Source organism: Bradyrhizobium ontarionense (genome assembly GCF_021088345.1).
In the GTDB taxonomy this organism is placed as follows: Bacteria; Pseudomonadota; Alphaproteobacteria; order Rhizobiales; family Xanthobacteraceae; genus Bradyrhizobium; species Bradyrhizobium ontarionense.
The window spans coordinates 4,206,822-4,231,729 of the sequence record NZ_CP088156.1 but is presented as its reverse complement, the minus strand read 5'-3'; the positions used below and the strand labels follow the sequence as shown (position 1 = coordinate 4,231,729).

24 protein-coding genes are annotated in these 24,908 nt (G+C 64.4%); 11 read left to right on the top strand and 13 right to left on the bottom strand.

Annotation, left to right across the window (positions count from 1 at the left end; translation table 11 throughout):
• Window positions 1–11 precede the first annotated feature (11 nt).
• A complete protein-coding gene (locus tag LQG66_RS18760; protein ID WP_231317174.1) occupies window positions 12–296 on the top strand; it encodes a cupin domain-containing protein in 285 nt (94 codons plus the stop codon).
• Between the two features lie 237 nt (window positions 297–533).
• Window positions 534–1,424 (top strand): hypothetical protein, encoded by an 891-nt coding sequence (locus tag LQG66_RS18755; RefSeq protein ID WP_231317173.1) that lies wholly within the window; start codon window positions 534–536, stop codon window positions 1,422–1,424.
• Window positions 1,425–1,657: 233 nt separating this feature from the next.
• On the opposite strand, the gene rpsU is transcribed toward LQG66_RS18755, so the two are convergent.
• The 3 genes from rpsU to purE all read right to left on the bottom strand — a co-directional run bounded on the left by rpsU (window position 1,658) and on the right by purE (window position 3,730).
• Complete coding sequence (gene rpsU / locus LQG66_RS18750) at window positions 1,658–1,966, bottom strand: 30S ribosomal protein S21 (protein ID WP_231317172.1); 309 nt, start codon at window positions 1,964–1,966, stop codon at window positions 1,658–1,660.
• Window positions 1,967–2,135: 169 nt separating this feature from the next.
• The gene (locus LQG66_RS18745) at window positions 2,136–3,245 is read right to left on the bottom strand and encodes a 5-(carboxyamino)imidazole ribonucleotide synthase (RefSeq protein ID WP_231317171.1); all 1,110 of its coding nucleotides are present in this window, start codon (window positions 3,243–3,245) and stop codon (window positions 2,136–2,138) included.
• Window positions 3,242–3,730, bottom strand: a complete 489-nt coding sequence (gene purE / locus LQG66_RS18740; protein WP_231317170.1) for a 5-(carboxyamino)imidazole ribonucleotide mutase — start codon at window positions 3,728–3,730, stop codon at window positions 3,242–3,244. The genes LQG66_RS18745 and purE overlap by 4 nt, the downstream gene beginning before the upstream one ends.
• 163 nt (window positions 3,731–3,893) lie before the next feature.
• Here purE and LQG66_RS18735 point away from each other — a divergent pair, with 163 nt between their 5' ends.
• A complete protein-coding gene (locus tag LQG66_RS18735; RefSeq protein ID WP_305879340.1) occupies window positions 3,894–4,550 on the top strand; it encodes a GGDEF domain-containing protein in 657 nt (218 codons plus the stop codon).
• Window positions 4,551–4,573: 23 nt separating this feature from the next.
• On the opposite strand, the gene LQG66_RS18730 is transcribed toward LQG66_RS18735, so the two are convergent.
• From LQG66_RS18730 to LQG66_RS18720, 3 genes are all read right to left on the bottom strand, one after another.
• Window positions 4,574–4,825 carry a hypothetical protein gene (locus tag LQG66_RS18730; RefSeq protein ID WP_231317169.1) on the bottom strand — a complete coding sequence of 84 codons (252 nt, stop codon included), beginning with the start codon at window positions 4,823–4,825 and terminating at the stop codon, window positions 4,574–4,576.
• A gap of 83 nt (window positions 4,826–4,908) precedes the next feature.
• Window positions 4,909–5,121, bottom strand: coding sequence for a hypothetical protein (locus tag LQG66_RS18725; protein WP_231317168.1), 213 nt, complete (start codon window positions 5,119–5,121; stop codon window positions 4,909–4,911).
• Between the two features lie 147 nt (window positions 5,122–5,268).
• Window positions 5,269–5,475 carry a YdcH family protein gene (locus LQG66_RS18720; protein WP_009028242.1) on the bottom strand — a complete coding sequence of 69 codons (207 nt, stop codon included), beginning with the start codon at window positions 5,473–5,475 and terminating at the stop codon, window positions 5,269–5,271.
• 291 nt (window positions 5,476–5,766) lie between these two features.
• Here LQG66_RS18720 and LQG66_RS18715 point away from each other — a divergent pair, with 291 nt between their 5' ends.
• A complete protein-coding gene (locus LQG66_RS18715) occupies window positions 5,767–5,952 on the top strand; it encodes a YdcH family protein (protein ID WP_231317167.1) in 186 nt (61 codons plus the stop codon).
• Window positions 5,953–6,129: 177 nt separating this feature from the next.
• Here LQG66_RS18715 and LQG66_RS18710 read toward each other — a convergent pair whose 3' ends face one another.
• A complete protein-coding gene (locus LQG66_RS18710; protein ID WP_231317166.1) occupies window positions 6,130–7,233 on the bottom strand; it encodes an NAD(P)/FAD-dependent oxidoreductase in 1,104 nt (367 codons plus the stop codon).
• Between the two features lie 209 nt (window positions 7,234–7,442).
• On the opposite strand from LQG66_RS18710, the gene LQG66_RS18705 reads away from it, so the two are divergent.
• The 5 genes from LQG66_RS18705 to LQG66_RS18685 all read left to right on the top strand — a co-directional run bounded on the left by LQG66_RS18705 (window position 7,443) and on the right by LQG66_RS18685 (window position 14,791).
• The gene (locus LQG66_RS18705; protein WP_231317165.1) at window positions 7,443–10,157 is read left to right on the top strand and encodes a sensor domain-containing protein; all 2,715 of its coding nucleotides are present in this window, start codon (window positions 7,443–7,445) and stop codon (window positions 10,155–10,157) included.
• Between the two features lie 126 nt (window positions 10,158–10,283).
• Window positions 10,284–11,834, top strand: coding sequence for a glycerol-3-phosphate dehydrogenase (locus tag LQG66_RS18700; protein ID WP_231317164.1), 1,551 nt, complete (start codon window positions 10,284–10,286; stop codon window positions 11,832–11,834).
• A gap of 49 nt (window positions 11,835–11,883) precedes the next feature.
• Window positions 11,884–13,065 (top strand): ABC transporter ATP-binding protein, encoded by a 1,182-nt coding sequence (locus tag LQG66_RS18695; RefSeq protein ID WP_231317163.1) that lies wholly within the window; start codon window positions 11,884–11,886, stop codon window positions 13,063–13,065.
• Entirely contained in the window at window positions 13,062–13,976 is a 915-nt protein-coding gene (locus LQG66_RS18690) for an ABC transporter permease (RefSeq protein WP_231327637.1), read from the top strand. Before LQG66_RS18695 ends, LQG66_RS18690 begins: the two co-directional genes overlap by 4 nt.
• Entirely contained in the window at window positions 13,976–14,791 is an 816-nt protein-coding gene (locus tag LQG66_RS18685) for an ABC transporter permease (protein WP_231327636.1), read from the top strand. Before LQG66_RS18690 ends, LQG66_RS18685 begins: the two co-directional genes overlap by 1 nt.
• Window positions 14,792–14,891: 100 nt before the next feature.
• Here LQG66_RS18685 and LQG66_RS18680 read toward each other — a convergent pair whose 3' ends face one another.
• The 5 genes from LQG66_RS18680 to LQG66_RS18660 all read right to left on the bottom strand — a co-directional run bounded on the left by LQG66_RS18680 (window position 14,892) and on the right by LQG66_RS18660 (window position 21,241).
• Window positions 14,892–15,881: an alpha/beta hydrolase family protein gene (locus tag LQG66_RS18680; protein WP_231327635.1), complete on the bottom strand. Its 990-nt coding sequence runs from the start codon at window positions 15,879–15,881 to the stop codon at window positions 14,892–14,894.
• Window positions 15,882–15,888: 7 nt separating this feature from the next.
• On the bottom strand, window positions 15,889–16,740 hold the full coding sequence (locus LQG66_RS18675) for a carbohydrate ABC transporter permease (protein WP_231327634.1): 852 nt from the start codon (window positions 16,738–16,740) through the stop codon (window positions 15,889–15,891).
• On the bottom strand, window positions 16,737–17,612 hold the full coding sequence (locus LQG66_RS18670; RefSeq protein ID WP_231327633.1) for a carbohydrate ABC transporter permease: 876 nt from the start codon (window positions 17,610–17,612) through the stop codon (window positions 16,737–16,739). Before LQG66_RS18670 ends, LQG66_RS18675 begins: the two co-directional genes overlap by 4 nt.
• A 154-nt stretch (window positions 17,613–17,766) precedes the next feature.
• Complete coding sequence (locus LQG66_RS18665) at window positions 17,767–19,149, bottom strand: ABC transporter substrate-binding protein (protein ID WP_231327632.1); 1,383 nt, start codon at window positions 19,147–19,149, stop codon at window positions 17,767–17,769.
• 148 nt (window positions 19,150–19,297) lie between these two features.
• Window positions 19,298–21,241, bottom strand: coding sequence for an AsmA family protein (locus tag LQG66_RS18660; RefSeq protein ID WP_231327847.1), 1,944 nt, complete (start codon window positions 21,239–21,241; stop codon window positions 19,298–19,300).
• Between the two features lie 310 nt (window positions 21,242–21,551).
• Between LQG66_RS18660 and LQG66_RS18655 the strand changes: the two genes are divergently transcribed.
• Entirely contained in the window at window positions 21,552–22,280 is a 729-nt protein-coding gene (locus LQG66_RS18655) for a CoA transferase subunit A (RefSeq protein ID WP_231327631.1), read from the top strand.
• Window positions 22,280–22,930 (top strand): 3-oxoacid CoA-transferase subunit B, encoded by a 651-nt coding sequence (locus tag LQG66_RS18650; RefSeq protein ID WP_231327630.1) that lies wholly within the window; start codon window positions 22,280–22,282, stop codon window positions 22,928–22,930. The genes LQG66_RS18655 and LQG66_RS18650 overlap by 1 nt, the downstream gene beginning before the upstream one ends.
• A 159-nt stretch (window positions 22,931–23,089) precedes the next feature.
• Here LQG66_RS18650 and LQG66_RS18645 read toward each other — a convergent pair whose 3' ends face one another.
• On the bottom strand, window positions 23,090–24,817 hold the full coding sequence (locus LQG66_RS18645; protein ID WP_231327629.1) for a nucleoside phosphorylase-I family protein: 1,728 nt from the start codon (window positions 24,815–24,817) through the stop codon (window positions 23,090–23,092).
• Window positions 24,818–24,908: the final 91 nt, after the last annotated feature.

Here is a 24,908-nt window from a genome sequence, read left to right as displayed (position 1 = left end):
AAGAGATCCCCATGCTCAGCGCTCAATCCGACGTCCAGGTCGACACCCCCGAGGTTCGCGTCACGGAGTGGCGGCTGGCGCCCGGCAGTGCGACAGGGCGCCACATCCACGGAATGGATTACGTGATTGTGCCGGTTACCGCAGGCGAGATGACGATCGTGGCGCCGTCCGGCGAGCGCACGAAAGCGCAGCTTGCTGTCGGCAAATCCTATTTCCGCAAAGCGGGGGTGGAACACGATGTGCTGAACGAGACCAACTCCGAGATCATTTTCCTCGAAGTTGAATTGAAGCCGTAACCATTTGTTTACCGGGATGCCGCTGATTGTGGTATGTTGAGCCGGCGATCCGGAAGCTGTGGCAGTGCCCGCGTGATCTCGGACTGCGGCACGGCCCCGGTCTCAAAGGCTTTCAGGAAAACGATTTTCCGACGTTCGTCCTTGCTGGAGTAGCAGGCGTGCGAGCTGCGGAAGGTGGGGAATGGTCCCTTAATTGTGCCTCAAAGTTCCCGCAAATACCGCGCGGGAGTGGTCAGCATGCTGAAATATCTCACCAAGTTTGCCCTGGAGATCATTCCGTCGGTGATCGCCACCATCATCGGGGCGTACATCGTCAATCACTACATCAACACCAAGCCCGACGCGCCGCCATCGACCATGGCGGCCATGGCGTCGGCTGCCTATGCCAAGATCACCGGCTCCAAGGGCGACGCTCCCAAGACCGCGGCTGCTGACGCCGCGAAGGCTGACGCCAAGCCGGCCGAAACCTCTGCCGAGATTTCCAACGTACCTGCTCCGGGAATCAAGGCGAAGGGCGTCTCCGAGAAGTCGCTCGCCGACAAGGCTGCGGAAAAGACGGTCGAGGTGAAGCCGACCGAGACCGCCAGCCTTCCGGCCGAGTCACCGCGCCATCCGGTGTCGCCGCGCGAAAAGCTGATCGCGCGCACGACTCCGGCGGAGGTTCCGGCGGGCCAGCAGGAGGATCGTCGCGACGCGGCCGATCTGGCGCGGGCTGCGATCGAGCGGCTGCGGGCAAGCGAGGGAGCCAATAAGGCCTCCGCAGAAAAATCGTCCGCCGAAAAGCCGTCCGGTGAGGTCAGCCGCGGTGCTGGTGAGACACCGCGGGTTGTGACAGCGGCGCCGCAGATTTCTCCGGTCCGTCCACTGCCGCCGCCGATCACAGTGTCCACGCCGCCGGCTGAACAGGGCGTCGCGGTGCCGCCGGCCGCGGGCTCGAATCCCTCATATACGGGGTCGCTGCAGCTCGATCGTCCGACGCCGCCAGCCGAAATCCCCGCCCGGCAGCTGCGTCCGCTGGACCTGCGCGCCGATAAGCCCGATCCGTCGATCAAGGATCAGATGTCCAGCGTCGCTCAGGACATGATGTCCGCCGCGAAGTCGGTGTTCCACTCGGTGCTGCCGAAGTAGCGCTCGGATCATCACGCACCGACGGGCGCGTGATCCCCACACAAGCGGTGGACCCGGACGGTCCGCCGCTTTTTTGTTGGGCGCCGCCAGGTCCAGCCGTGCGCGGCTGCCGATTTCAGGTACGGCCGCCGAACGAGGCCCGCCGGAGGGCGGGGGGATCGGAATGCGGGCCAAAAACAAAAACGCGAGCCGAAGGCCCGCGCTTTCAGACGTCATCAGATGATGGTTGCAGATCAGCGCGGCGCGCCGGGGCGGGCACCACCTGCACCTGGACCACGACCGGCACCACCACGGTCGCCACCTGCGCCGGCGCCGAACACCGGCTTCGGCTTCATCGGCAGCAGACCTTCGCGCTGCAGCTTCTTGCGAGCAAGCTTGCGTGCGCGACGCACGGCCTCAGCCTTCTCGCGCGCTTTCTTCTCAGAGGGCTTCTCGTAATGACCGCGGAGCTTCATCTCGCGGAAAATACCCTCGCGCTGCATCTTCTTCTTGAGCGCCTTGAGGGCTTGATCGACATTGTTATCGCGAACGAGAACCTGCACGCGGCATCCTCTTTCTCAGTCTATCGGTTTGAAATCGGCTGAAGCCAGGGCCGGCAAATGGCCTTGCCCTTGACCTTGAGGGCGCCCGTGTATCAGACAACACCGTTGCTGTCCACCCGGTGACGGGACCTTGATGCAAGTTTAACGCGACGGAAGCCGCTTTTTTCGGTCAGCCCTGCTTCGGGGGAAGTGGCCCGACCTGCGTCACGTGCCCCATCTTGCGGCCGGGCCGGGCTGCGCCCTTGCCGTAGAGGTGAACGGTCGCACCGGGAACAGTCAGCCATTGTTCGTAGCTGTCGATTTCGTCCCCGATCAGATTGGTCATCGTGACGTGCCCGTGCCGCAGGGCCTTGCCCAGCGGCCATCCCGCGATGGCCCTGATGTGCTGCTCGAACTGCGAGATCGATGCGCCATCGAGGGTCCAGTGGCCGGAATTATGGACCCGCGGCGCGATCTCGTTGACCAGCACGCCGGGATTGGAATCGTCGGACACAACGAACATTTCGACGGCGAGGACCCCGACATAGTCGAGCGCGGTGGCGATCCGGCTCGCGATGTCGCGGGCTTCGTCGGCCAGGGTATCCGGAATTCGCGCCGGCGCGCGCGACACCTTCAGAATATGATCGCGATGCTCGTTCTCGGTGACGTCGAAACACTCGACCTGCCCGTCGGCGGCGCGAGCGGCAATGACCGAGATCTCGCGCTCGAACGGGATGAAGGCTTCGAGGATCGCGGACTTGGTGCCGAGCTCCGTCCAGACGCGCTCGAGGTCGTCACCCTGGCGGATCTTCACCTGGCCCTTGCCGTCATAGCCGAAGCGCCGTGTCTTCAGAACGGCCGGCAGACCGATCCGTAAGATGGCTTCGCGCAAGGTGGCTGGCGAAGACACGTCGGCATAGTTGGCGGTGCGGATCCCGAGCGAAGTGACGAAATCCTTCTCGGTCAGCCGGTCCTGCGTCGTTTCCAGCGCCGAGCGGCTCGGCAGAACCGGACGCCTGGAAGCCAGCACCATGGCTGCCGCCGACGGAACGTTCTCGAACTCGTAGGTGACGACATCGACGTCGTTGGCGAACAGTTCCAGCGCCTCGACATCGGCGTATTCGGCGCAGGTCGCGTTGAGCACCACGTCGAACGCAGGAGAGTCCGGGTCCGGCGAGAACACCTGACAGCGCAGCCCGAGCCGCGCCGCGGCCAGAGCCAGCATCCGGCCGAGCTGGCCTCCGCCAAGAATGCCGATCGTGTCGCCGGGCTTGAGCTTCACCCGATTGGACCCGGTCACGCCGCGCCCTCCGGACGTTCGGCGATTGCGTCGGTCTGCTGTTGTCGCCATGCCGAAAGGCGGTCGGCCAGCGCCGTGTCCGTCAGCGCCAGCACGCTCGCCGCCAGCAGGGCGGCATTGATCGCACCGGATCTGCCGATGGCAAGCGTACCTACGGGGATACCGGCAGGCATCTGGACGATCGAGTAAAGCGAATCGAGCCCGGACAAAGCCTTGGATTCGACCGGGACGCCGAATACCGGCAGCTCTGTCAGGGAGGCCGTCATCCCCGGCAGGTGGGCCGCGCCGCCGGCGCCGGCGATCACGACCTTGTAGCCGGCCGCCTTGGCGCCCTTGGCGAACGCATACAGCCGATCCGGGGTCCGGTGCGCCGAGACGATACGGGCGTCATAGCGCACGCCCAGCGCGCCAAGGGTGTCGGCCGTGTGACGCATGGTATCCCAGTCCGACTGGCTACCCATAATGATGGCGATCGGGGCGGTCATGAATTCAATTCTTCTCGGGAATCCAGAAGCATGGGCCGGAGTATAGGATCGGTCCCGACAGCGGCAAGCCATGGCATGGAGATCTGGATGCACTATCCTGTCTTGGTTAAACCCGGCAAGTCCAAACCACGGCGCGGCAAGGCATCCGATGAAAAAGAAGCGCATGATGAGGGCGGGACCTGCCGGCAAGCGTGGAGCCCGTTACCGTCGGAAGGTTCCGCCGGGGGTGCGCTCCCCGGGGCCTGGCTCCGGACCGGCAGGGGCGCGTCAGACCATTCGCCGTCTCAAGACCGAACTGACTGCGGCGCAGGCGCGCATCGCTGAACTGACGGCCTGCGCCGAGCGTGATTTCCTGCTCGACATCTTCAACCGGCGGGGCTTCGCGCGCGAGCTCCACCGCTCCATTGCGTTCATCAAGCGCTATGAAGCCACCGGTGCCCTGGTCGTACTCGACGTCGATCGTCTCAAGCCGATCAATGACACGTTCGGCCACGCCGCAGGCGACGAGGTCCTGAAGGCCGTTGCACGTGTCCTGGGCGAGCAGGTCCGTTCCTCCGATGTCATCGGGCGGCTCGGCGGGGACGAATTCGGCGTGCTGTTGTGGCACCTCTGCGAAACAGATGCGCGTGCCAAGGCGGCCGCGCTGGAGGAGGCGATCGACGGCATGACCTTCACCTTCGGCGGTCAGACCGTTCACGCCGGCGCATCAGCCGGGATGGCCCTCCTGGACAAGCGCGTCAACCCGGTGCGCGCCTTGGAAGAGGCCGATCGGGCGATGTACATCCGCAAGGCGCAGCGAAGGCACGAGATCCGTGCCTAGATCGGCGCGCCGCATCGCGACGATCACAACTCGCCGAGATCGTCCGGCAACTCGCCGAACTTGTGCAGGAGCCGCGCGTCGCTGAATTCACCCATCAGCGGATCGCCGCTACGGCTGAAGGCGATGGCGCCGATATTGTCGGACATGTGCGACATGGCCTCCGCACGACGGAGAGCGCTTGCAGAACTCTGGCATTCCTCTGCTGTTCCAGCAATCAACGCTCCCGAATCGTCCCGCCTGAAAGGCATTGCGACGTAGTAGGTGATGTCGGGCATTGCACGGTTCTCCTTGGTTCATGTCGAGAGACGGGCAAGTGCGGTCGCGATCAGCTAGCTGGAGAGGTTCAACGGCCGTCGGCTCAGGCCGCGCTGCTCTGGCCTTCGTCCGACGCGGTGTTCGGCATGCAGCCGCACGAGATTGCGGCACGCAACTCCTGCAGCTCGAGTTCGAGATATTCATTGGCCATGATCAGCGCCTTGATCGTGGAGCGCAGATTGCCATCGCACATTGCGATGGCCTGATCGCAGGCCTGCTCGTAGAGCCGGTCGTATGGAGAGAAGGAGGCGGGCATCAGAACCGTCCTTGCCGTTTTCGAGGTGCGCGGAACTGGTGTAATTGTTCATGATTTGTTCTAAATTGTCAAGACGGCTTCAATCACGAGTTCTCACCAGCTCGAGCAAGGCCATGCCGAAACGGTCAAGCCCGCTGACGCTTCCGATCAGGCGATAATATCGGGCGTGATCTGATCTTCGATGAAGGCGATCCGATCGCGTAGCAGAAGCTTCCGCTTCTTCAGCCGTTGCAGCCGCAACAAATCCGGCGCGGGCGATTGATGTAAAGCGTCAATCGCCGCGTCGAGGTCGCGGTGCTCCTGCTGCAGGCGCGCGAGTTCGGCCTGCAGTTCGCGCTCGTCTTGGTCAGCCATGATCTATGATAGCAACAAAGCGGAAAGAAGTGGAAAGCCTTGGGGAGGCGGGGAGGAAATATTGCGCTTGCGAAGCTGATGCGCAAGCCGCGAGCAGCGAGATCTCTGTAGCTGTCCCGTGAATTTCAAGTTGGCGACCGCTGCCAATTCGCGTCCGTCTGCTCACGCTTCATTACACACGGTGCTCAAATTTGCATGTGCGGTCTTTTGGCCCCATCGACAGGTCATGCGACTTGTGTAAACTCCTTAGCCCTGGTCGAATCTCAGGTTCACCTACCAAGGAGGTTTCGAATGGCGATTCAGGCGCATCTCGTTGAACTGGAGCGTAAGCATAAAGTTCTTGAAAACGAATTGCATGAAGCTCTCGTACATCCATCAACGGACGACCTGCGAATAGCCGAACTCAAGCGCCGGAAATTGATGGTGAAGGATGAGATTGAGCGCTTGAGGCAGGTCACCTGCGAAACGCTTCACTAATCTCTCGTATCCGATCTCAGTCGACGTAACTGCCAATTGCAATGCGCGTTCGCGCTGGGATGGTAACAATCCATCCCAGACGCGACCTTGATACAAATTATGTCGGTACACAGCGTTCCAACGCGCGCTTCGCCAGCGTCCGCCGTCGCTGGTTTCAGGCGTTGTCAGCTTTCGATGTCAGCTTGCGACGAGTTCACCGACATGATCGGCGATCGCGAGTGATGAGGTCAATCCAGGCGATTCGATTCCGAATAGGTTGATCAACCCATCGACCCCGTGATCGCACGGGCCCTGGATCACGAAGTCTTGCGACGCCACGGCGGGCGGTACGATCTTCGGCCGGATGCCCGAATAGCTCGGCATCAGGGCGCCATCCGGCAGCGCCGGCCAGTATCTGCGGATCGCCGGATAGAAGCGTTCGGCGCGCGCAGGGTCGACCGTGTAATCGATGGTATCGATCCATTGGACGTCGGGGCCGAACCGCGCTTGGCCTGCCATGTCCAGCGTCAGGTGGACCCCGAGGCCGCCGGGCTCGGGCACCGGATAGATCAGCCGCGAGAACGGCGCCCTGGCGCTGCAGCTGAAGTAGTTGCCCTTGGCGAGATAGGCCGTGGGTACCAGCGACGGCGGCATGCCGTCGATTATCCGGGCCACCGCCGGTGCGGTCAGGCCGGCTGCGTTGACCAGCAGCCGGCAGGCCAGCGTCATCGGTTGCTCGCCGCCGACCTCCAATTCGAACAGGCCAGCCTGCGCCTTGGCGCGCACCAGCGGCGTATGAAACGCGAAGGCGCCGCCGGCGTCCTCGATTTCGCCCCGTAGCGACAGCATGTAGGCATGGCTGTCGAGGATACCGGTGGACGCGGAGAGCAGGGCGGCCTCGCAGGCGAGCTCCGGTTCCATCAGCCGCGCCTCAGGACCGGACAACAGCTGCATGCCCTCGACGCCGTTCGCCTCGGCGTGGGCGCGGATGCCCTGCAGCTTCTCGGTCTCCGCCGGGTTTGTCGCGACGATCAGCTTGCCGCAGTTGCGGTAGGGGACGCCATGCTCGTCGCAGTAGCGGTACAAAAGGCGCTTGCCGGCTACGCAAAGCCGGGCCATCAGGCTGCCGGCCTTGTAATAGATGCCGGCGTGGATCACTTCGCTATTGCGAGATGAGGTGACGGTGCCGATGTCCTCGGCCGCCTCGAGAACGATGACCTCGCGACCCGCTTTGGCCAGACGCCGGGCGACGGCAAGACCGACCACACCGGCGCCGACGACGACGCAATCGACCTTATCCATGGGGGGTCCTGAAACGATCCGGAGAAGTCATGGTTCGTTGCAATCCCTGATGGCGGAACTGACCCAAAGCACGGCGCCCGTTAGCAAATCGTTCATCATAGAAGGCCATTGACCGAATTTGCTTCGCTTTTTTCGAAGTTTGCGGAAACCGTTTACCCGATCCCAACACGTGAAGCCAGACAATGCCCTCCGAATACCGCGGGTGATTGATGGCTGGCAAGAATTGGCAGGCGAGCGGCAGAAACGCGTTTCCTGCGCGTGTCGTTGCGGCCTCGATGGCCGTGCTGGCGGCTGCCTTGTCGACGTCTGCCTGGTCGACGCCCGCCTGGGCCGTTCCGTCCGATTTCTCAACCTCGAGCTATGTCGGGAGCGTCGAGCCTGACGTGCTCTGGATGGTGGTGATCGGCGGAATCGTGGTCTGCGCCTTCCTCGCCTCGGTCGTCATCTGGATCCATTCGGCATTGCGGCGAACCAAGGGCGCGCAGCTCCGCCGCAACGCCTTCATCAGCTCCGCCCTGAACAACCTCAGCCAGGGTCTGATGCTGACCGACGCCGCCAACCGCGTCGTGTTTTATAACCGCCGCTTTCTCGAGATCTACGGCATGACGCGGGCCGACATTCCGCCCGGCTGTACCGGGCGCGATCTGCTCGAACTGAGGCGTCAGCGCGGCCTGCTCGACCTGACGGTCGAAGACTATGCGCGCCAGGCGCGCGAGCCGGAAGGCAGCCTGACCGAGCTGCCCGGCGGGCGCGCGGTGCGCGCCAAGATCTTTCGTCTCCCGAACGGGGGATCGATCGGCATCCATGAGGACTGCACGGTGCAGCGCCGGCTCGAGGACGAGCTCGCCTCGACCAAGCAGTTCCTGGAATCGGTGGTCGATCAGGTTCCGGTCTGCGTCGCCGCCAAGAACATCGACGACGGTCGCTATATCTTCGCCAATCGGGCGTTCGAGCAGTTCTCGCGGGTGCCACGCGATCAGATCATCGGAATGCGCCCAAGCGACCTGTTCGGCGAGGAGACCGCCGCCGACATCGCGATCGCCGACCGCGAAGCAATGCTGGCGCCCGGCACCACCTACCGCAGCGAACTGGTGGTCCAGCGCGGCGACGAGAAGCGCATCCTGGAAGCTCACCGCGTTGTCGCACGCAACGACAAGAACGAACCGCAGTTTCTCATCGCGCTGTTCGACGACGCTACAGAGCGGCGGTCGCTGAGCCGCGAGCTGGAGAACACCAAGAAGTTCCTGGAGCTCGTCGTCGACAACATCCCGGTCTCGCTGATCGTCGAGAGCGTCGGCGACGGCCGCTATCTGCTCGCGAACCGCAGCGCCGAGATCATCCTCAACCGCAAGCGTGAGGACGCGACCGGCCTGACCGCCGCCGACATTTTCAATCCGCGCGAGGCTCGGCTGATCATCGCGCGCGACGAAGCCGCGATCAAGAAACGCAGCCTGCTGACCGAGGAGCACCCGATCTCGACCAAGGACGGCCTGCGCCTGTTCCTGACCCGGCGGGTGACGGTGCTCGGCGAGCAAGGCGAGCCGCAATATCTGATCAAGACCTATGAGGACGTGACCGACAGACGCCAGACCGAATCGCGGATGGCGCATATGGCCTATCATGACGGCCTGACCGATCTGCCGAACCGCGCCGCCTTCCATCAGGCGTTGAGCCAGATGATCGAGGCTTGCCAGGACACCGACGAAGAGTTCGCTGTCCTGAACGTCGACCTCAAGGGCCTGAAGGACGTCAATGACGTCTTTGGCCACGCGATCGGCGACAAGCTGTTGATCGAGGTCGCGCGCCGCGTTCATGCCGTCGCACGGGGCGGGGTGGTCGCGCGTCTGTCGGGCGACGAGTTCGGGCTGATCATCGACGGCAAGCAGCCGGAAGCGGGCAGGGCACTGGCCGAACAGCTCGCGGCCGCGATTGCGGTGGACTTCCAGATCGACGGCAAGTCGATCCGCACCGCGCTGACGACGGGCATCTCGGTATTCCCGCAGAACGGCTCGGACCCGGCTTCGCTGCTCGCCAACGCTGGCGCCGCCCTGTTTCGCGCCAAGGCCAAGTCCCGCGGCAGCATCACCTTCTACGAGCCCGAGATGGACCAGCAGATCCGCGATCGCCGCGTGCTGCATCAGGAGCTCTCGGTCGCGATCAAGCATGGCGAGTTGTCGCTGTACTTCCAGCCGCAGGCGAACTCGGGCCGCACCGTCGATGCCAGCGAGATCACCGGCTTCGAGGCGCTGGCGCGCTGGCAGCACCCCGTCCGCGGTTTCGTGCCGCCGAGCGACTTCATTCCGCTGGCGGAGGAGAGCGGGCTGATCGTCGAGATGGGCGAGTGGATCCTGCGCGAGGCGTGCCGCGAGGCGGCATCGTGGCCGAAGCCGCTGCAGGTCGCAGTCAATCTGTCTCCGGCCCAGTTCGTCCATGGCGACCTGGTCGGCCTGGTCCATTCGATCCTGCTCGAGACCGGGCTCTCGCCCGGGCGGCTCGAGCTCGAGATCACGGAAGGCGTACTGATCGAGGATTTCGATCGCGGTGTTGCGCTGCTGCGCCGGCTCAAGGCGCTCGGCGTTCGTGTCTCGATGGACGATTTCGGCAGTGGCTATTCATCGCTGAGCTATCTCCAGGCGTTCCCGTTCGACAAGATCAAGATCGACCGCGCCTTCGTCATGAATCTCGGTCGCAACCCGCAATCGGCGGCGATCATTCGTGCGGTCATCGGTCTCGGTCATGGCATGAACATGTCGATCGTGGCGGAAGGCGTCGAAACCCAGGAGCAGCTCGGCTTCCTCGCCGAGCAGGGCTGCGATTCGGTCCAGGGCTACCTGCTCGGCAAGCCGCTGCCGATCGCCAAATATGACGGCGTTGTCGGCCGTGCCCACGATGACGTCGTGGATACCGTGCGCAAGACGGGCTGATCGGATCATCGCGAGGCTGTCGCGCAACAGCACGACTTTATCCGCTGATCTCCAAGCCAAGCCGCTACGAGAATCATCGATGCAGGTCTACGATCGAGCGTCCTGACACGCTCGAAGACCTTGCGCATGGCGGACTACGATCTTGCGATCATCGGTGGAGGTCTGAACGGCGTCAGTCTGGCGCGGGATGCGGCTGGCCGTGGCCTGCGTGTGATCCTGATCGAGCAGGGCGATCTCGGCGGTGCCGCTTCGTCGGCCACGTCCCGACTGGTGCACGGTGATCTCGCGGCGCTGGAGCGTCGGAGTTTTCTGCGGGTGCGCGCGGCCCTCGCCGAGCGCGATGTCTGGCTCGGCATCGCGCCGCATCTGGTGCGTCCGATTCGTTTTGCGATTCCGGCCCATGCCAATGAGCGTCCGCCCTGGCTGCTGCGCGCCGGGCTTTGGCTCTACGACCGGCTGGCCGCGCACAATCGGCTGCCCGCGGCGACGACGCTCGACGTCACGCATCATCCGCTGGGGGCCGCCTTGAAGCGTCCGATCGGGACGGCGGTCGAATATTCCGACTGCGTGGTCGACGATTCCCGCCTGGTCGTGCTGACGGCGCTGGATGCGGCCGAGCGCGGCGCTGCGATCCGCACCGGTGCTCGCTGCGTGCGTGCGGATCGCGACCGCATCTGGCGACTGGCCATGATCGATCGCGGCCATCGCCGCATCGTCACGTCCCGCGCGCTCGCCAACGCGACGGGAGCATGGACCCTGTCGACCGCCGAGACCGTGCTGCGGCAGCCGCCGCCGCGCGTGTCGGCCAGGCAGATCAGCCAGATCGTCGTGCCGCGGCTGTTCGATGTCGACGCGGTCTATGTGTTTCAGAATCCGGATGGACGGCTGATCTTCGCCCAGCCCTATGAACGTGACTTCACCCTGATCGGTACGGTTGCCCATGGCTTCAAGGGCGATCCAGCCGCGGTCGCGATGCCGGCGGCCGACGTGGCCTATCTCTGCAAGGCGGCCAACCGCTACTTCCGCGCTGACCTCCAGCCGGCCGACGTGGTCCGGACCGTCTCCGGCGCCAACATGATGGTGCTGCGGGGCGCCGAAGGTGCGCGGATGGAAGCGGTCGTCAGCTGTCATGCGAGCCGTACGAAGGCGCCGCTTCTGACGATGTGCGGCGGCGACGTCACGACCGCCCGGCGCCGCGCCGAGCAGGCTGTCTCCCGGCTCACGCCGTTCTATCCGATGTCGGCGCGCTGGACTGCAGGAGCGCCGCTGCCCGGCGGTGACTTCGCCTGGGACCGTTTCGAGGACGTGATCGATGAGGTGCTAGAACGCTGGCGCTTCCTGACCGAAGCCGAGGCGCGACGCCTGGTCGGCGCCTACGGCACGCGCCTGGCCGAGATTCTGGGCGATGCCAAGAGCCGGGCCGACCTCGGCGAGGCTTTCGGGCCGCAGCTCACCGAGGCGGAAGTCCGCTATCTCATGGCCAGGGAATGGGCCCGGTTTCCCGAGGACGTGCTGTGGCGCCGGACCAAACTCGGCCTGACCCTCACGCAAGGCGAGCGCGATGCGCTGGCCACTTTCATGGCCACGGCGGCCGGCGGTCGGAGCACGTCCCGAGCGGCTGAAGGGAGCGGGGATAGTCCCGCCCGTGCGGTTGAGCTGCAATCGATCGGCGGCTAGCTTGGCCTCCGCCGCGCATTTTGAGCCGGCAGGGTGATTTGATCGGATCATGGCTGACGACATCGCGAATACAGAGCCTGCTGCCGAGCCGGCGCCATCGCCACCGTCGGACCCGAGACCCGATCCTCAGCCGCCGCTTCTGCGGATCGAGAACGTCGTCAAGACCTTCGGCAGCTTCCGGGCCGTCGATGGCGTCTCGCTCGACATTCGCACCGGCGAATTCCTCGCGCTGCTCGGTCCCAGCGGCTGCGGCAAGACCACGCTCTTGCGTATGCTGGCCGGGTTCGAGGCGCCGGACGAAGGCCGCATCCTGCTGTCCGGCGAGGACATCGCGCAGATGCTGCCGCATGAGCGCCCCGTCAACATGATGTTCCAGAACTACGCGCTGTTCCCGCATCTGAACGTGCGCGACAACATCGCCTTCGGGCTGAGACGCGCCGGCATGCCGCGAGCGGAGATCGCGACCCGGGTGGCCGAGATGGTCGCGCTGGTCCGACTCGAGGGCTTGGAGAAGCGCAAGCCCGATCAGCTGTCCGGCGGCCAGAAGCAGCGGGTGGCGCTGGCACGCTCGCTGGCGCGCCGGCCACAGGTGCTGCTGCTCGACGAGCCCATGGCCGCGCTCGACAAGAAGCTGCGCGAGGGCACGCAGTTCGAGCTGATGGAGCTGCAGCGCAAGCTCGGCATGACCTTCATCATCGTGACCCATGATCAGGAAGAGGCCATGACGGTGGCGAGCCGGATCGGCGTGATGAACGCCGGACGGCTCGAACAGGTCGCGGGGCCGCGCCGTCTGTATGAAGAGCCGGCGTCGCGCTGGGTGGCGCAGTTCGTCGGCGACATCAATTTGTTCGAGGGCGAGGTCATCGCGAGGGAGCCGTACCGGCTCAGGGTGACGACCTCCAGCGCCGGCGAGCTGATTGCGGCGCAGCCCGTGGCTCCGACCAGCGAGACCAAGGTCGCCGTGGCGATCCGGCCCGAGAAGATCCGCCTGGCGCGCCGCGGGCCCGCAGCCGATGCGGCGGCTGCGGCCGCGATCAATCGCGTCGAGGGCACCATCACCGACACGAGCTATCTCGGCGGCAAGACCGTGTACAAGATCAAGCTCGATGGCGGCGCTCTCATTCATGCCTCGCAGGCCAACACCGCGCGGCTCGACGCCGACGGCTATGGGCTGAACCAGCGGGTCGTGGCCTGGTTCACGCCCGACGATTGCGTGGTGCTGGAGCGATGAGCGCACGTCGCATCTTCTCGCGCCCGGCCCGCTTCGCCGCGATCGCGCCCTATGTCTGGATGGCGCTGTTCTTCCTGGTGCCGTTCGCCTTCGTCGCCAAGATCAGCCTGTCGCAGACCGCGATCGCGCAGCCGCCCTACACGCCGCTATTCTCCCCATCGGAAGGCCTATCGTCGCTCCGCGATGCCTTTGCGGCGCTGTCGCTGGACAATTTCCGCCTGCTGCTGTCGGACGATTTGTATCTCGCGTCCTATCTGCGCAGCGTCGTCGTTGCGGCAACGTCGACCGCGATCCTGCTCTTGATCGGCTATCCCATTGCCTATGGCATGGCGCGGCTGCCCAGGCATTGGCAGGGCATCGCGATGATGCTGGTCATCGTGCCGTTCTGGACCTCGTTCCTGATCCGCATCTATGCCTGGGTCAACATCCTGCAGCATGACGGCCTCTTGAACCAGATCCTGCTGGCGCTGCATCTGGTGTCCACGCCGGTGGTGTGGCTGTCGACCGACAGCGCGATGTATGTCGGCATCGTTTATTCCTATCTGCCGTTCATGATCCTGCCGCTGTTTGCGACGCTGACGAAGTTGGAGCCCGCGCTGGAGGAGGCCGCCGCCGATCTCGGCGCCTCGCCGCGCGAGATCTTCTGGCTGGTGACCTTTCCGCTGTCGCTGCCGGGCGTCGGCGCCGGTTGCCTGTTGTGCTTCATCCCGATTGTCGGGGAGTTCGTCATTCCCGATCTGCTCGCCGGGTCGAGATCGCTGATGATCGGCCAGACGCTATGGCTCGAATTCTTCACCAACAAGGACTGGCCGGTGGCCTCGAGCCTCGCTGTGGTGCTGCTGGTGGTGCTGCTGCTTCCGCTCCTGCTCTATGACCGGCTGCAGCGCCGGCAGTTGGAGGAGGGCAGGTGATGGCTGTGAAACGCTCCCGCCTGTCGCGGTTCAACGTCGCCTCGCTGGCGCTCGGGTTCGCGTTCCTCTATCTGCCGATCCTGATCCTGGTGATCTACTCGTTCAACGCCTCGCGCCTGGTGACGGTGTGGGGCGGCTGGTCGCTGCGCTGGTATCACGAGTTCTTCAATGACCGTGCGATGATCGATGCGGCCTGGATGAGCCTGCGCGTCGGCGTTACCTCGGCGACGGTCGCGACCTTGCTCGGCACGCTTGCCGCCGTGGCGCTGTCGCGTGGGCAGGGCTTTCGCGGCCGTGCGCTGTTCTCCGGCATGCTGTACGCGCCGTTGGTGATGCCCGAAGTGATCACGGGCCTGTCGCTGCTGTTGCTGTTCGTGGCACTCGATGCCGAGCGCGGCTTCTGGACCGTGACGATCGCGCATACCACGCTGACCATGTGCTTCGTCGCCGTGGTCGTGCAGTCGCGGCTGGTCTCGCTCGACCGGAGCCTGGAGGAGGCCGCGATGGATCTCGGCTGCGATCCGTTGCGCGCGTTCGCGCTGGTCACCCTGCCGCTGATCGCGCCCGCGGTGATCGCAGGCTGGATGCTAGCTTTCATCCTGTCGCTGGACGATCTCGTGATCGCGAGCTTCACCACGGGACCCGGCTCGGCGACCTTGCCGATCCGGATCTATTCCGAGGTGCGGCTCGGGGTGAAGCCGGAGATCAATGCGATCTGCACGCTGGTCATCGGCGTGATCGCCATCGTGATCGTGGTCGCGTCGCTGGCCTCGAAACTGTCGAGCGATCGCGGCGAGAGCGCCGCTCCGCTATAGCGGGTCGTCATTGCGAGCGAAGCGAAGCAATCCAGAGTCCCGTCGTTGCCCTGGATTGCTTCGCTTCGCTCGCAATGACGGTGGAGCGCGGGGGTGACGATCAACGCGAGAACAACTCTGCAGCTACGGCGATGACCTTGCGATGGATCGCGCCGCGATCGACTGTCGGTGGATCGACACAGCAGGCCGGATCACTTCGCCGGCCGAGCTCGGTGCTCTCGGGCAAGAAGACGTAGTGACCGGCTTCGTCAGCGACGAGCTCGAGCGTGCTCTGTGGCAATTGTTCATGCAGCCAGCGCGCGGCGGGCAGCAGCGCATCCGCGCCGCCGACCATGATGCGCGTGGGGACGTTGATCGAGGCGACGCTATCCTCTGAAAACCCCTGCACGGAGCGTCCCGGCGCCAGCAGCAGCGCCGCCTTGATGCGCGGGTCGTGATACGACGCCGACATTCGCGCCCAGGAGTCGCGGAAGATCGGGCTCTCCGCCATGAGGCGCGGCAGGTGATCGACGAGGTCGGGAAACTCGCGCGGGCCGCGGCCGAGATTGGCGCCGGGCTCGAACGGCGAGCGCACCATGATGGCGCCGAGCAGCGCGGTGGCGGTGACGCCGCCCAGCGAATAGCCGACGGCAAAGATTCGTTCGCCATCGATCCGGCCGGCAAACATGTCGATCGTCTCGATCCTGTCGATCAGGAACGACAGGTCGCGTGCCCGCTCCCAGGAGCAGAGGAAGCCCTCGGCGCGGTACGGCTCGGCATTGGTGTTGCCGTGGTGGTTCACGGCGACGGCGATGAAGCCGCGGCTGGCCAGATCGCGCGCGAGCCATTCGAACTGTCGGCCGTGGCCTCCGGTGCCGTGCGAGAACACGACGAGAGGATAGAGGGGGCGGGCCATGTCGAGCGGCGCGTCCGGAGCGGCAGACCCCGCCTTGAACCAACCCTGCGGCCAGGGCGTGACCGCGAGTGCGTCTCCGACGGCACCATCAGCGGCGGGATACCAGGCGGCCCAGCTCAGTGGGCGCGGCCTATCGCCATCCCAGTTTGGGCGCGACGCATCCTCGAAGCGACCCTGCTGAAATCCGACGCTCATCGATCCATCACGACTTCACCGCGCCTGCGGTAAGTCCGCCCACCATGTAGCGCTTGAAGGCATAATACACCGCGGCCGGCGGCAGCGCATAGATGAAGCCGGTGGTCATCAGCAATTCCCATGGCGAATCGTCGGCGGCCAGGAAGTTGCCGAGCGCCACGGGCAGCGTGATCTCCTTGTCGTTCGACAGCAGCAGGAAGGCGTAGAGATATTCGTTCCAGGCCAGCAACACCGCGTAGGTGCCGATGGCGACCAGGGAGGGCATCATCAACGGTACGTAGACGAGCCGGAAGATCTGCAACGGGCTCGCGCCATCCATGACGGCGGCTTCATCCAGCTCGACCGGCAGCTTGTCGGACGCCTGCTTCAGCACCCAGATCGCGTAAGGCGAGGCGATCGTCACCATCGCCAGGATCAGCGCCCAGTGATTGTTGAGGAGGCCGTATTTGCCCATGGTGCGGTACATCGGCACGGCCAGGAACGCCGCCGGAATGAAATAGGTGAACAGCGCGAGGTTCATCACCACCCGGCTGCCGGGCACGCGCAGGCGCGAGATCGCATAGGCCGCGCAGGTCGCGATCACCAGGGTCAGCGCGCCGACCGCCACCGCGATCACGACGGAATTGCCGAACTGCAGCCAGAAGTCGCGCAGGAAGTAATGCTGCTGGTGAAACACGATCGAGAAATTGTGCAAGGTCGGATGGTCCGGCCACAGCTTACCCGAGAACGCGTCCTCCTTCGGCGAGATCGCGAACAGGAACATGTGATAGATCGGGATCATCGTCCAGATGAAGACGGGAATGCCGATCAGCAGCAGGCGGGCCTCGATGCCGACTTCGCGCAGGGTTGGGAGCTTCATCGCGACAACCGCTTCATCATGAAATAGACCAGGGGGAGCACGAGCGGCATCGCGCAGACGATCGAAGCCATTGCGAGACTGAGCTGATCGAGCCTGAGATAGCGGATGCCGAGCGTGGACAGCACATGGGTGAGATCGGCCGGCCCGCCGCCGGTCAACAGGTAGACGCTGTTGAAGTCGCCGAGCGTCCAGATCATCGAGAGCAGCGTGCAGGTGATGTAGAGCGTCTGCATCGACGGCCAGGTGATGTAGCGGAACTTCTGCCACCAGGTGGCGCCGTCGACCTCGGCCGCCTCGAACAAATCGTGCGAGATCGCAAGGCGTCCGGTCATCAGGATCAGGGTCCAGAACGGCAGCGACTTCCAGATGTGCATGCCGATCGCCATCGACAGCGCGATGGTCGGGTCGTTGAGCCAGTTCGGGCCGTCATCGCCGGTGAGGTTGAAGATCAGGTGGTTGACCATGCCCCATTCGGGATTGAGCATGAAGCGCACCGACAGGATGGTCGGGATCGACGGCACCGCCCAGGGCAGGATGAAGATGACCGACAGCCATTTGATCCAGCCGCGCTGCTGCACGAAGAAGCCGGACAGGAACAGCGCGATCAGCATCTTCAGATTGATGCCAACCAGGAGGAAGATCAGCGTGTTCACGGCAGCGCGCGCGAAGATCGGATCGTGATACAGCGCGACATAGCTGGCCGGCTCGCGCGCCAGCCAGAGGCCGTAACCGACGGGGTAGACGACGAAGGCGAGGAAGACGAGCAGATAGGGCGCGAGCATGACGATGCCCCACACCTGGGACGGTGTCAGCAGGACCGGCCGCGGCGCCTCTGCGAGCGCGGAATCGGAAGCTGAGAGCGTGATCGCCATGGTCGTCTCTTCCCGCCTATAGCCAAACCGGCCGCATCCCCTGCGGCCGGCACTCGATCATGATCGCAAGAACTGTAGACCAGTACGATGGCTTTGACATTCGCTTGTGTACCGCCGCGGCGAATACCCGCAGACGAATGTCAGCGCCGCAACACTAGCCGGCGACCTCCTTCAGCCGCGCGATCAGCTCGTCGACGGCCTTTTCGACCGGCACCTTTTCGCTGACCACGCGGTTCATCGCCTTGGCCCAGACGTTCTCATTGTTGAGAATCGTGAACTTGTAGTTCTTGGTGAAGTCGAACGGCGTGGTGCCGCCGGTGAACTGGGTGTAGACGGCCTTGCGATGACGGTCGGCCTGCCAGAATGGGCTCTTCTGGCCGGCTGATGTCACCGGGAACCAGCGGCCCAGCGCGCCCTCGACGTAGGGGCCGAGGTTCTCCTCCTGCATCAGGAACTTGATGAACTCCTTGGCCTGCGCCTTGTGCGGCGCATTGGCGAAGATCAGGCCGGTCTTGACGTCGGATCGATACTTGATCGGCGTGCCGTCGGGCTTGTTGGGGAAGGAGGCGGTGATGATGTCCTCCTCATAGGCCTTCTTGCCGGCTGCGCGCTGCTCGGGCGTCAGCGCGGGGTTGGTGGAGTCCTCGAACCACTTGGCGGCGATCGAGATCGTGAAGTTGTGGGTCATCACGATCGTCTTGTTGTGGAAGGCGACGTTGTTGTCCGGGTCCTTCCAGGTCGTGGAAGAGGGCGGCGTGCAGCCCTTGATGTAGGTGTCGGTATAGTCCTTCAGCGCGTGGATCAGGCCGTCACGCACCTTGGGGTCGTCAACCAGCAGCTTGCCGTCGTCATCGACCAGCTTGACGTTGTAGGCGTCCATGAAGGTGTAGAAGGACTGGAATGAGTCGGTCGACTCGACGCCCATCGGCTGGCCCACGCCGTACATGCGCTGGCCGGTGGCCTTGCGGATCCCCGGCTGCACCTTGTCGCACCAGAACGTCCAGTAGTCCTCCCACTTGGTGGGGATGTCGCTGGCCTTGAAGCCGGCCTTGTCCAGCAGGTCGCCCCAGATCTGGACGTGCATGCTCTGCTGCTTCAGCGGGAAGCCGTAATAGGCCTTTTTCTTGGTGACGTTGTTATAGAGATTGGCGGTCTCGATCGTGTTCGGAGCAAACGCCGATTTCATCGGCTCCAGGATGTCCGTCAGATCCTCGAGCTTGCCCTCGAACGCCCACTTTCCCTGGGCCTGGACGTCGTAGGTGTCGGCATAGGCGACGTCCGGCACCGTGCCGGAATCCAGCGCTGCGACCGTCTTCGGAATCATGTCCTGGATCGCATATTGCGACAGCTCGACCTTGATGCCGGTCTTGGCCTCGAATTTCTTGACGACGTTGAGCAGCGCATCGTCCTCGGACTTGTAGAAGCCCTTGCTCCACCAGATCGTGATGGTGTCCTGAGCGATGGCTGGTGCTGCAGCGCAAAAAAGCCCGGCGGCTGCGACTGCGATTGAAAGCGCACCCATTCCCCTGGATTTCACGTGTCTCTCCCTGATCCGCCGATCTTGTTTGATCGGTTGACGTGGACACTAACCCAGCGGCCCGATGCGATCCAGAAGTAATATATCAGACATAGGTCGTGCCCGCGGCACGACGTCGCGAGCGAGCTCAGGAGCCCTGGCCGGTGCGTTATTTCGGATTGCTGCTCGCAGCAGAATCTGCCTGCGGCGGAGCCTCGTCCTGCTGGGCTGGGCGCAGTCCGCCGCCGGTGAAGCGTTCGAGCACCGAGCGCACCGCATCGCGCGTCTTGCGATCCTTGACCGCATCGAGCAGCGGCGCGGCTGCTGGCGCGCGGCGGATCAGGCTTTCCGGATCCGGGAAGATCAGCGGATCCTCCCAGGGGCCCTGTACGACGAAGGGCAGCTCGAAGCCGTTGCCTGCGCTGCCGCCCGACAGCAGGCTCGCAACGCCCTTGAAGTCGTACTCCCGGGTCGGCACCGATGCGGTGCCGGTCATGGTGATGCGCGCCGTCGGGCTTTCGACGCGGATATCCTCGGCGGTCGCGACCCCCTCGGCGAATTTCACCGCGATGGTCAGCGTGTCATAGGGCGTCGCGCCGGAGCGGAAATTGCCGCCGCGCGACAGCGGGCTGCGTTCCAGCCGCTTCAAGAGCTGCTCGACGTTGAAGCCCGAGATCGACCCTTCGCGGCCCTGCAGGGTGGCGTTGCCATCGAGCGACTGGGCGAGCCCGAACGGGCTCGAGCCGGACGCCGTCAGCGATACGTTCAGATTGCCGCGTCCCGACAGCGACGACACGCCGAACAGCTCGTTGGCGCAGGCCTGCAGATCGACGTCGGCGAATTGCAGCTCGGCCTTCACGTCGGCCACGGTGTCGGCACGGGCGATGCCGAACGAGCCGCGCACGATGCCGCCATACATCTGCGCCTCGCCCACGGACAGGGCCAGGACTCCGTTGCGCAGGTTCGCACCGAACGCGGTGCGCCCGAGCTTCGAGGAGCCGACCGTGACCTTGGCGGCCGACAGCCGCATGTCGAGATCGGTGGTGGACAACGCCTTAAGGTCGAAGAGCTGCCGGTTCCAGTCGCGCGCGCCGTTGGCGAGCAGCCGGAAGGTCGAAATGTACGGCGTGAAGTCGAGGGCGTCGGCGGCGAGCGTCGCCTGCAAGGTCTGCCGACCGTTATTGGCGTAGGTCATCACGCCTTCGGCGGTGTTGCCGTCGAGCTCGACGTTGACGTTGGTGAGCGCGATCGACGCGCCGACCACGTTGGCGCGCGCCCGCAGCGCGAAGCGGCCGAAACCGCCGGCGCCGAGCGGCGTCTGTCCAGTCCAGCGCAGGGCCTCGCGCAGCGATGGGCTGTCGACGGTCAGCGTGCCTTCCATCAGCGCGCTGGTGCGGTTGGCAACCGTGCCGTCGAAGGCCAGTTTCAACGGCGGGCTGGCCAGCCGCATCTTCAGGCCGGACCGGTCGCCCGACAGCGCGGCCAGGAAATCGCTGACGCTGATCGAACCTTCGATGCGCTGGCCGCGCCAATCGAACTGCCCGGTCGCCGCGAAGGAGCGCGAGATCGAGGGCCAGGCCAGCGACAGGTCGATGTCGTCGAGCCGCTCCGAGCTATGATGGCCGTTGTCATCGTAGACCAGGATGCCGTCCTGGATGCGGATCTCGGAGAACGACATCTGGCTGTCGGGACCCGGTCGCATCGTATGCGCGATGGTCTCGATGAAAGGCGTCCAGTTGCTGTTACCGTCGGCTTCGCGCACCACGTTGATCTGCGGCCGCAGCATCATCACGTCGGCGATCTCGAAACGTTGCAAGAGCAATGGCAGCAGCTGCAGATTGGCGGTCAGCACGTCGACGCGCAGCGCGGGGTCTTCCGTGCCGCCGCCCTTCAGGCCGACGTCGTGGAAGGAGACGTAGCTGCCGGGAAACAGGGAGACGTCGATATGTCCCTTGACGACCAGCTCCAGTCCCGTCACGGCGCGGATCTGCGCCTCGACCGCCCGTCGCAAGGCGTCGCGATTGACCAGCCAGGAGCTGACGAGCAGCCCGATAAACGCGACGCCGAGCAGCACCGCAATCGGCGTGCCGAGGCGCCTCATTCCTTGGGCCATGGTCACTGACATGTCCTGGGGTCGTCGGATCGCTGTTTACGGGGGATGGGCAGGGCGCGCCGAAAACCCTTGCCAACATCAACAACTTGATGCGTTTTCTTGACGCTTTCAAGGCCGCGCCGCGAGTGTGACCGGATTACGGCGGGGCCCGTGAATCCCGGACCCCGGAGTGTTCCGGGGGCGCAAGCCGGTTCGACAGCTAAAGCAGGACGGGCGCGTTGGGAAGGCGTCATTGACGCATTGCGAAGATTTCGCCTAATAATCCGGTCGATATCCGCGCGGTTGGCGCTTTCCATCAGGTCATTTCCGTATGAACAAGGTCTATCCGGACGCCAAATCCGCCCTTGCGGGCCTTCTCAAGGACGGCATGACCATCATGTCCGGTGGATTCGGCCTCTGCGGCATTGCAGAAACGCTGTCGGATGCCATCCGTGAGTCCGGTGTGAAGGACCTCACCGTCATCTCCAACAATGCCGGCGTCGACGGCATCGGCCTCAGCCGACTGCTGGAGACGCGGCAGATCAGGAAGATGATCTCGTCCTATGTCGGCGAGAATAAGCTGTTCGCACAGCAATATCTGGCCGGCGAGCTGGAGCTCGAATTCTGCCCGCAGGGCACGCTCGCCGAGCGGATCCGTGCCGGCGGCGCCGGCATCCCGGCCTTCTTCACCAAGACCGGCGTTGGAACGCTGGTCGCCGAAGGCAAGGAAGTGCGCGAGTTCGACGGCGAGAAATATCTGATGGAGCGTGGCCTGTTCGCCGATCTCGCGATCGTGCACGCCTGGAAGGGCGATACGGCAGGAAACCTCGTCTACCGGAAGACTGCGCGCAACTTCAACCCGATGATGGCCACGGCCGCGAAAATGACGGTTGCGGAGGTCGAGCATCTGCTGCCGGCCGGCCAGATCGATCCCGACCACATCCACACGCCGGGCATCTTCGTCAAGCGCGTCATCCAGGTCGGAACTGAGCTCAAGCGCATCGAGCAACGCACCGTGCGCAAACGTGAAGCCGCCGCTGCAGCCGGGGAGGAAGTCTGATGGCCTGGACGCGAGAGCAGATGGCGGCGCGTGCCGCCAAGGAGCTGCGTGACGGCTACTACGTCAATCTCGGCATCGGCATTCCGACGCTGGTCTCCAACTACATTCCGCCGGGCGTCGACGTGGCGCTGCAGAGCGAGAACGGCATGCTCGGCATGGGTCCCTTCCCGTATGAGGGCGAAGAGGATCCCGACCTGATCAACGCCGGCAAGCAGACCGTCACCGAGCTGCCGATCACGAGCTATTTCTCCTCGGCGGATTCGTTTGCGATGGTCCGCGGCGGCCACATCGACCTGTCGATCCTCGGCGCCATGCAGGTGGCGCAGAACGGCGATCTCGCCAACTGGATGATTCCAGGCAAGATGGTGAAGGGCATGGGCGGCGCGATGGATCTCGTCGCCGGCGTCAAGCGCGTGGTCGTTGTCATGGAGCACAGCGCCAAGGACGGTGCGAAGCTGCTCAAGGCCTGCACCCTGCCGCTGACCGGCGAGCGAGTGGTGGACATGGTCGTGACCGATCTCGCGGTGTTCACGATCGACAAGCACGGCAATGACGGCATGGCTCTGATCGAGCTCGCCGACGGCGTGACGCTCGACGAGGTCAAGGCGAAGACCGAAGCCGAATTCCGGGTCGCCCTGACGAATAGTTGAGGCGCGGAACAGTCGAGGGATGGCCAGGGAGCGGAGACGCGATGGCGCGTCCGCTCTCCATGCATCTGCTGGTCGCTTCCGGCTCGTTGCTTCGGCGCCGCTCTCGCTGGACGGTGGTGCCGGCGGCATGATGCCGCACGTTGAGCCCGCGCATGACCGCTACCAGCGCCGGCACAACGTCTCTGCGACGTTGACGGCGAGCCGGCACGCCGCATCGTACGTCGTGCCCGCGGAGGTGGGAGAACCGGCGTCGTTCCCGAGGCTCTGGATCGCGAGACACGGCACGCCTCGGCTGAGGCATATCAACGCCATCACGTAGGCCGCTCCGTCCGCGGCCAGAGCGCCTGGAAACGCCGCGACAATGTCGGCGTCCTTGCCGTCGCGATCGCGCGTGACCGTCATTCCTTCAAAAAAATGCCCGATCTTCTCATTGAGCCTGCCTTCTGCGGATTCATGCGCGAGGCGGCACAGCTCGGGATCGGACGGAATGATCATTCCCCTGCCACCGGGAAACGGCGGCTCGGCAATGCTCAGCGCATCCCGCACCTTGGTCTGGATCCGGAACGGCGCCACCGAGGTCGCGATCAGGAGATCGCCAGCGCCGGCACCAACGAAATGCGGGCCGCCCATGGTGTGCGGCATGGACGAGCCCAAGGCATGGGCGCGCCCCGGCATGATCAACCACCGCGCCCCGTGCTCCTCGATTGCCGTCGCGGTCGCGCTTGCCACCTCCGCCATCGAGCGCCCCTGGCAGACGACTGCATGGAAGCAGGAGTGCCTGATGATGGCGCGTCCGGCATTACGCTGTTCGATCAGCGTGCCCGAGCCCATCGCCCGGATGAGGCATTCGATGTCTTCAGGCGTTTCAACCACGAAGCCGATCGTATTGGCTTTCGCGTACAGGAATCGAAGTGCATCGAGCATCGCGTTCACGCTCGCCTTCTCGCGATCGTCGAACTGCGGCCAAAGCGCCTCGAGCACGTCCAGGGAGGCTTCCACACTGGCGCCGATCACACCCTGACCGAGAGGCCGGGCTGGCGTTTCGCACCGGTAGAGCTCTTCGAGCGCCTGCAGAACGGTCCGGCGATCCTTGACCGCGTAGGCGCCCTGCAGGATGCGCGCGAGAACGAGCGCACGCTTGCTCGGTTCGAGCGGCACGGCGAGCCAGGAAAAGTCGGCGAGCTCAGCGGCCTGTTCGCTCGCAGCCCGCTGGAATTCTCCGACCACCTGGCCGTAGTGCCAGCTGACCTGCCAGGGCGTCACCTGCCGGCCGCGGTATCTGCCGCGCTCGATGTGGTCGAGCGCCTGTGCCTGCAACTCGCTGCGCAGATCCGGGTCGAAACCCACCGAGCGCGCGTCGAGCAGTCGATAGGCTCGCGTCGCGATCGCCGGTCCAAACCATTCGTGTTCGGGGTCGCCGACCGAAAGCCCGCTCGGCATGCGGGTGTGAACCGTCCTGCGGAGCTGGTCCAGCTCGCGTCTTGCGACCTCTGCCGCGGTCACCGAGACCTTCTGCACCTCGCACAAGGCATCGACGACGCTGGCCCAGTCCCAGAAATCGTCGCCATAGAACGGGACGCGATGTTGGCGGCTTGCAACGATGCTGGCACAGATTTCTTCGATCGCGGGCGTGACGCGATCGAGGATGTCGAGGCGGGCCAGCGGGGCATCTGTGAGACATTGGTGGACGATACGCGCGGCGTTGGCATTCACCACGTGCCAGTCCTTGGCGGCGAACTTCGTGGCCGTGCGCAGATATTCCAGCGCATCGATGAGGCAGCGCCCGGCGAGCGCACGCGGCGAATCGTCGTCGAACCAGCCGGTGTTGCCGATGCCGTGCCTATGCAGGTCGGACATGAAGAAGACCAGCGGATGTCGAGAAACCACGCTCGCCTCCTGGTCCGCTCAACGCGTCTTTCAACCCTGATTCACTAACGGTTTCATCTTCCGCGTCGCAACCAAAAGTTGTTTTTTGGCG

Bases quoted from the DNA above. Each gene is read 5' to 3' on its own strand.
- LQG66_RS18760 (WP_231317174.1), top strand. From the start codon at position 12: ATGCTCAGCGCTCAATCCGACGTCCAGGTCGACACCCCCGAGGTTCGC.
- LQG66_RS18755 (WP_231317173.1), top strand. From the start codon at position 534: ATGCTGAAATATCTCACCAAGTTTGCCCTGGAGATCATTCCGTCGGTG.
- purE (WP_231317170.1), bottom strand. From the start codon at position 3,730: ATGACCGCCCCGATCGCCATCATTATGGGTAGCCAGTCGGACTGGGAT.
- LQG66_RS18735 (WP_305879340.1), top strand. From the start codon at position 3,894: ATGATGAGGGCGGGACCTGCCGGCAAGCGTGGAGCCCGTTACCGTCGG.
- LQG66_RS18730 (WP_231317169.1), bottom strand. From the start codon at position 4,825: ATGCCCGACATCACCTACTACGTCGCAATGCCTTTCAGGCGGGACGAT.
- LQG66_RS18725 (WP_231317168.1), bottom strand. From the start codon at position 5,121: ATGCCCGCCTCCTTCTCTCCATACGACCGGCTCTACGAGCAGGCCTGC.
- LQG66_RS18720 (WP_009028242.1), bottom strand. From the start codon at position 5,475: ATGGCTGACCAAGACGAGCGCGAACTGCAGGCCGAACTCGCGCGCCTG.
- LQG66_RS18715 (WP_231317167.1), top strand. From the start codon at position 5,767: ATGGCGATTCAGGCGCATCTCGTTGAACTGGAGCGTAAGCATAAAGTT.
- LQG66_RS18710 (WP_231317166.1), bottom strand. From the start codon at position 7,233: ATGGATAAGGTCGATTGCGTCGTCGTCGGCGCCGGTGTGGTCGGTCTT.
- LQG66_RS18705 (WP_231317165.1), top strand. From the start codon at position 7,443: ATGGCTGGCAAGAATTGGCAGGCGAGCGGCAGAAACGCGTTTCCTGCG.
- LQG66_RS18700 (WP_231317164.1), top strand. From the start codon at position 10,284: ATGGCGGACTACGATCTTGCGATCATCGGTGGAGGTCTGAACGGCGTC.
- LQG66_RS18695 (WP_231317163.1), top strand. From the start codon at position 11,884: ATGGCTGACGACATCGCGAATACAGAGCCTGCTGCCGAGCCGGCGCCA.
- LQG66_RS18690 (WP_231327637.1), top strand. From the start codon at position 13,062: ATGAGCGCACGTCGCATCTTCTCGCGCCCGGCCCGCTTCGCCGCGATC.
- LQG66_RS18685 (WP_231327636.1), top strand. From the start codon at position 13,976: ATGGCTGTGAAACGCTCCCGCCTGTCGCGGTTCAACGTCGCCTCGCTG.
- LQG66_RS18680 (WP_231327635.1), bottom strand. From the start codon at position 15,881: ATGAGCGTCGGATTTCAGCAGGGTCGCTTCGAGGATGCGTCGCGCCCA.
- LQG66_RS18675 (WP_231327634.1), bottom strand. From the start codon at position 16,740: ATGAAGCTCCCAACCCTGCGCGAAGTCGGCATCGAGGCCCGCCTGCTG.
- LQG66_RS18670 (WP_231327633.1), bottom strand. From the start codon at position 17,612: ATGGCGATCACGCTCTCAGCTTCCGATTCCGCGCTCGCAGAGGCGCCG.
- LQG66_RS18660 (WP_231327847.1), bottom strand. From the start codon at position 21,241: ATGGCCCAAGGAATGAGGCGCCTCGGCACGCCGATTGCGGTGCTGCTC.
- LQG66_RS18655 (WP_231327631.1), top strand. From the start codon at position 21,552: ATGAACAAGGTCTATCCGGACGCCAAATCCGCCCTTGCGGGCCTTCTC.
- LQG66_RS18650 (WP_231327630.1), top strand. From the start codon at position 22,280: ATGGCCTGGACGCGAGAGCAGATGGCGGCGCGTGCCGCCAAGGAGCTG.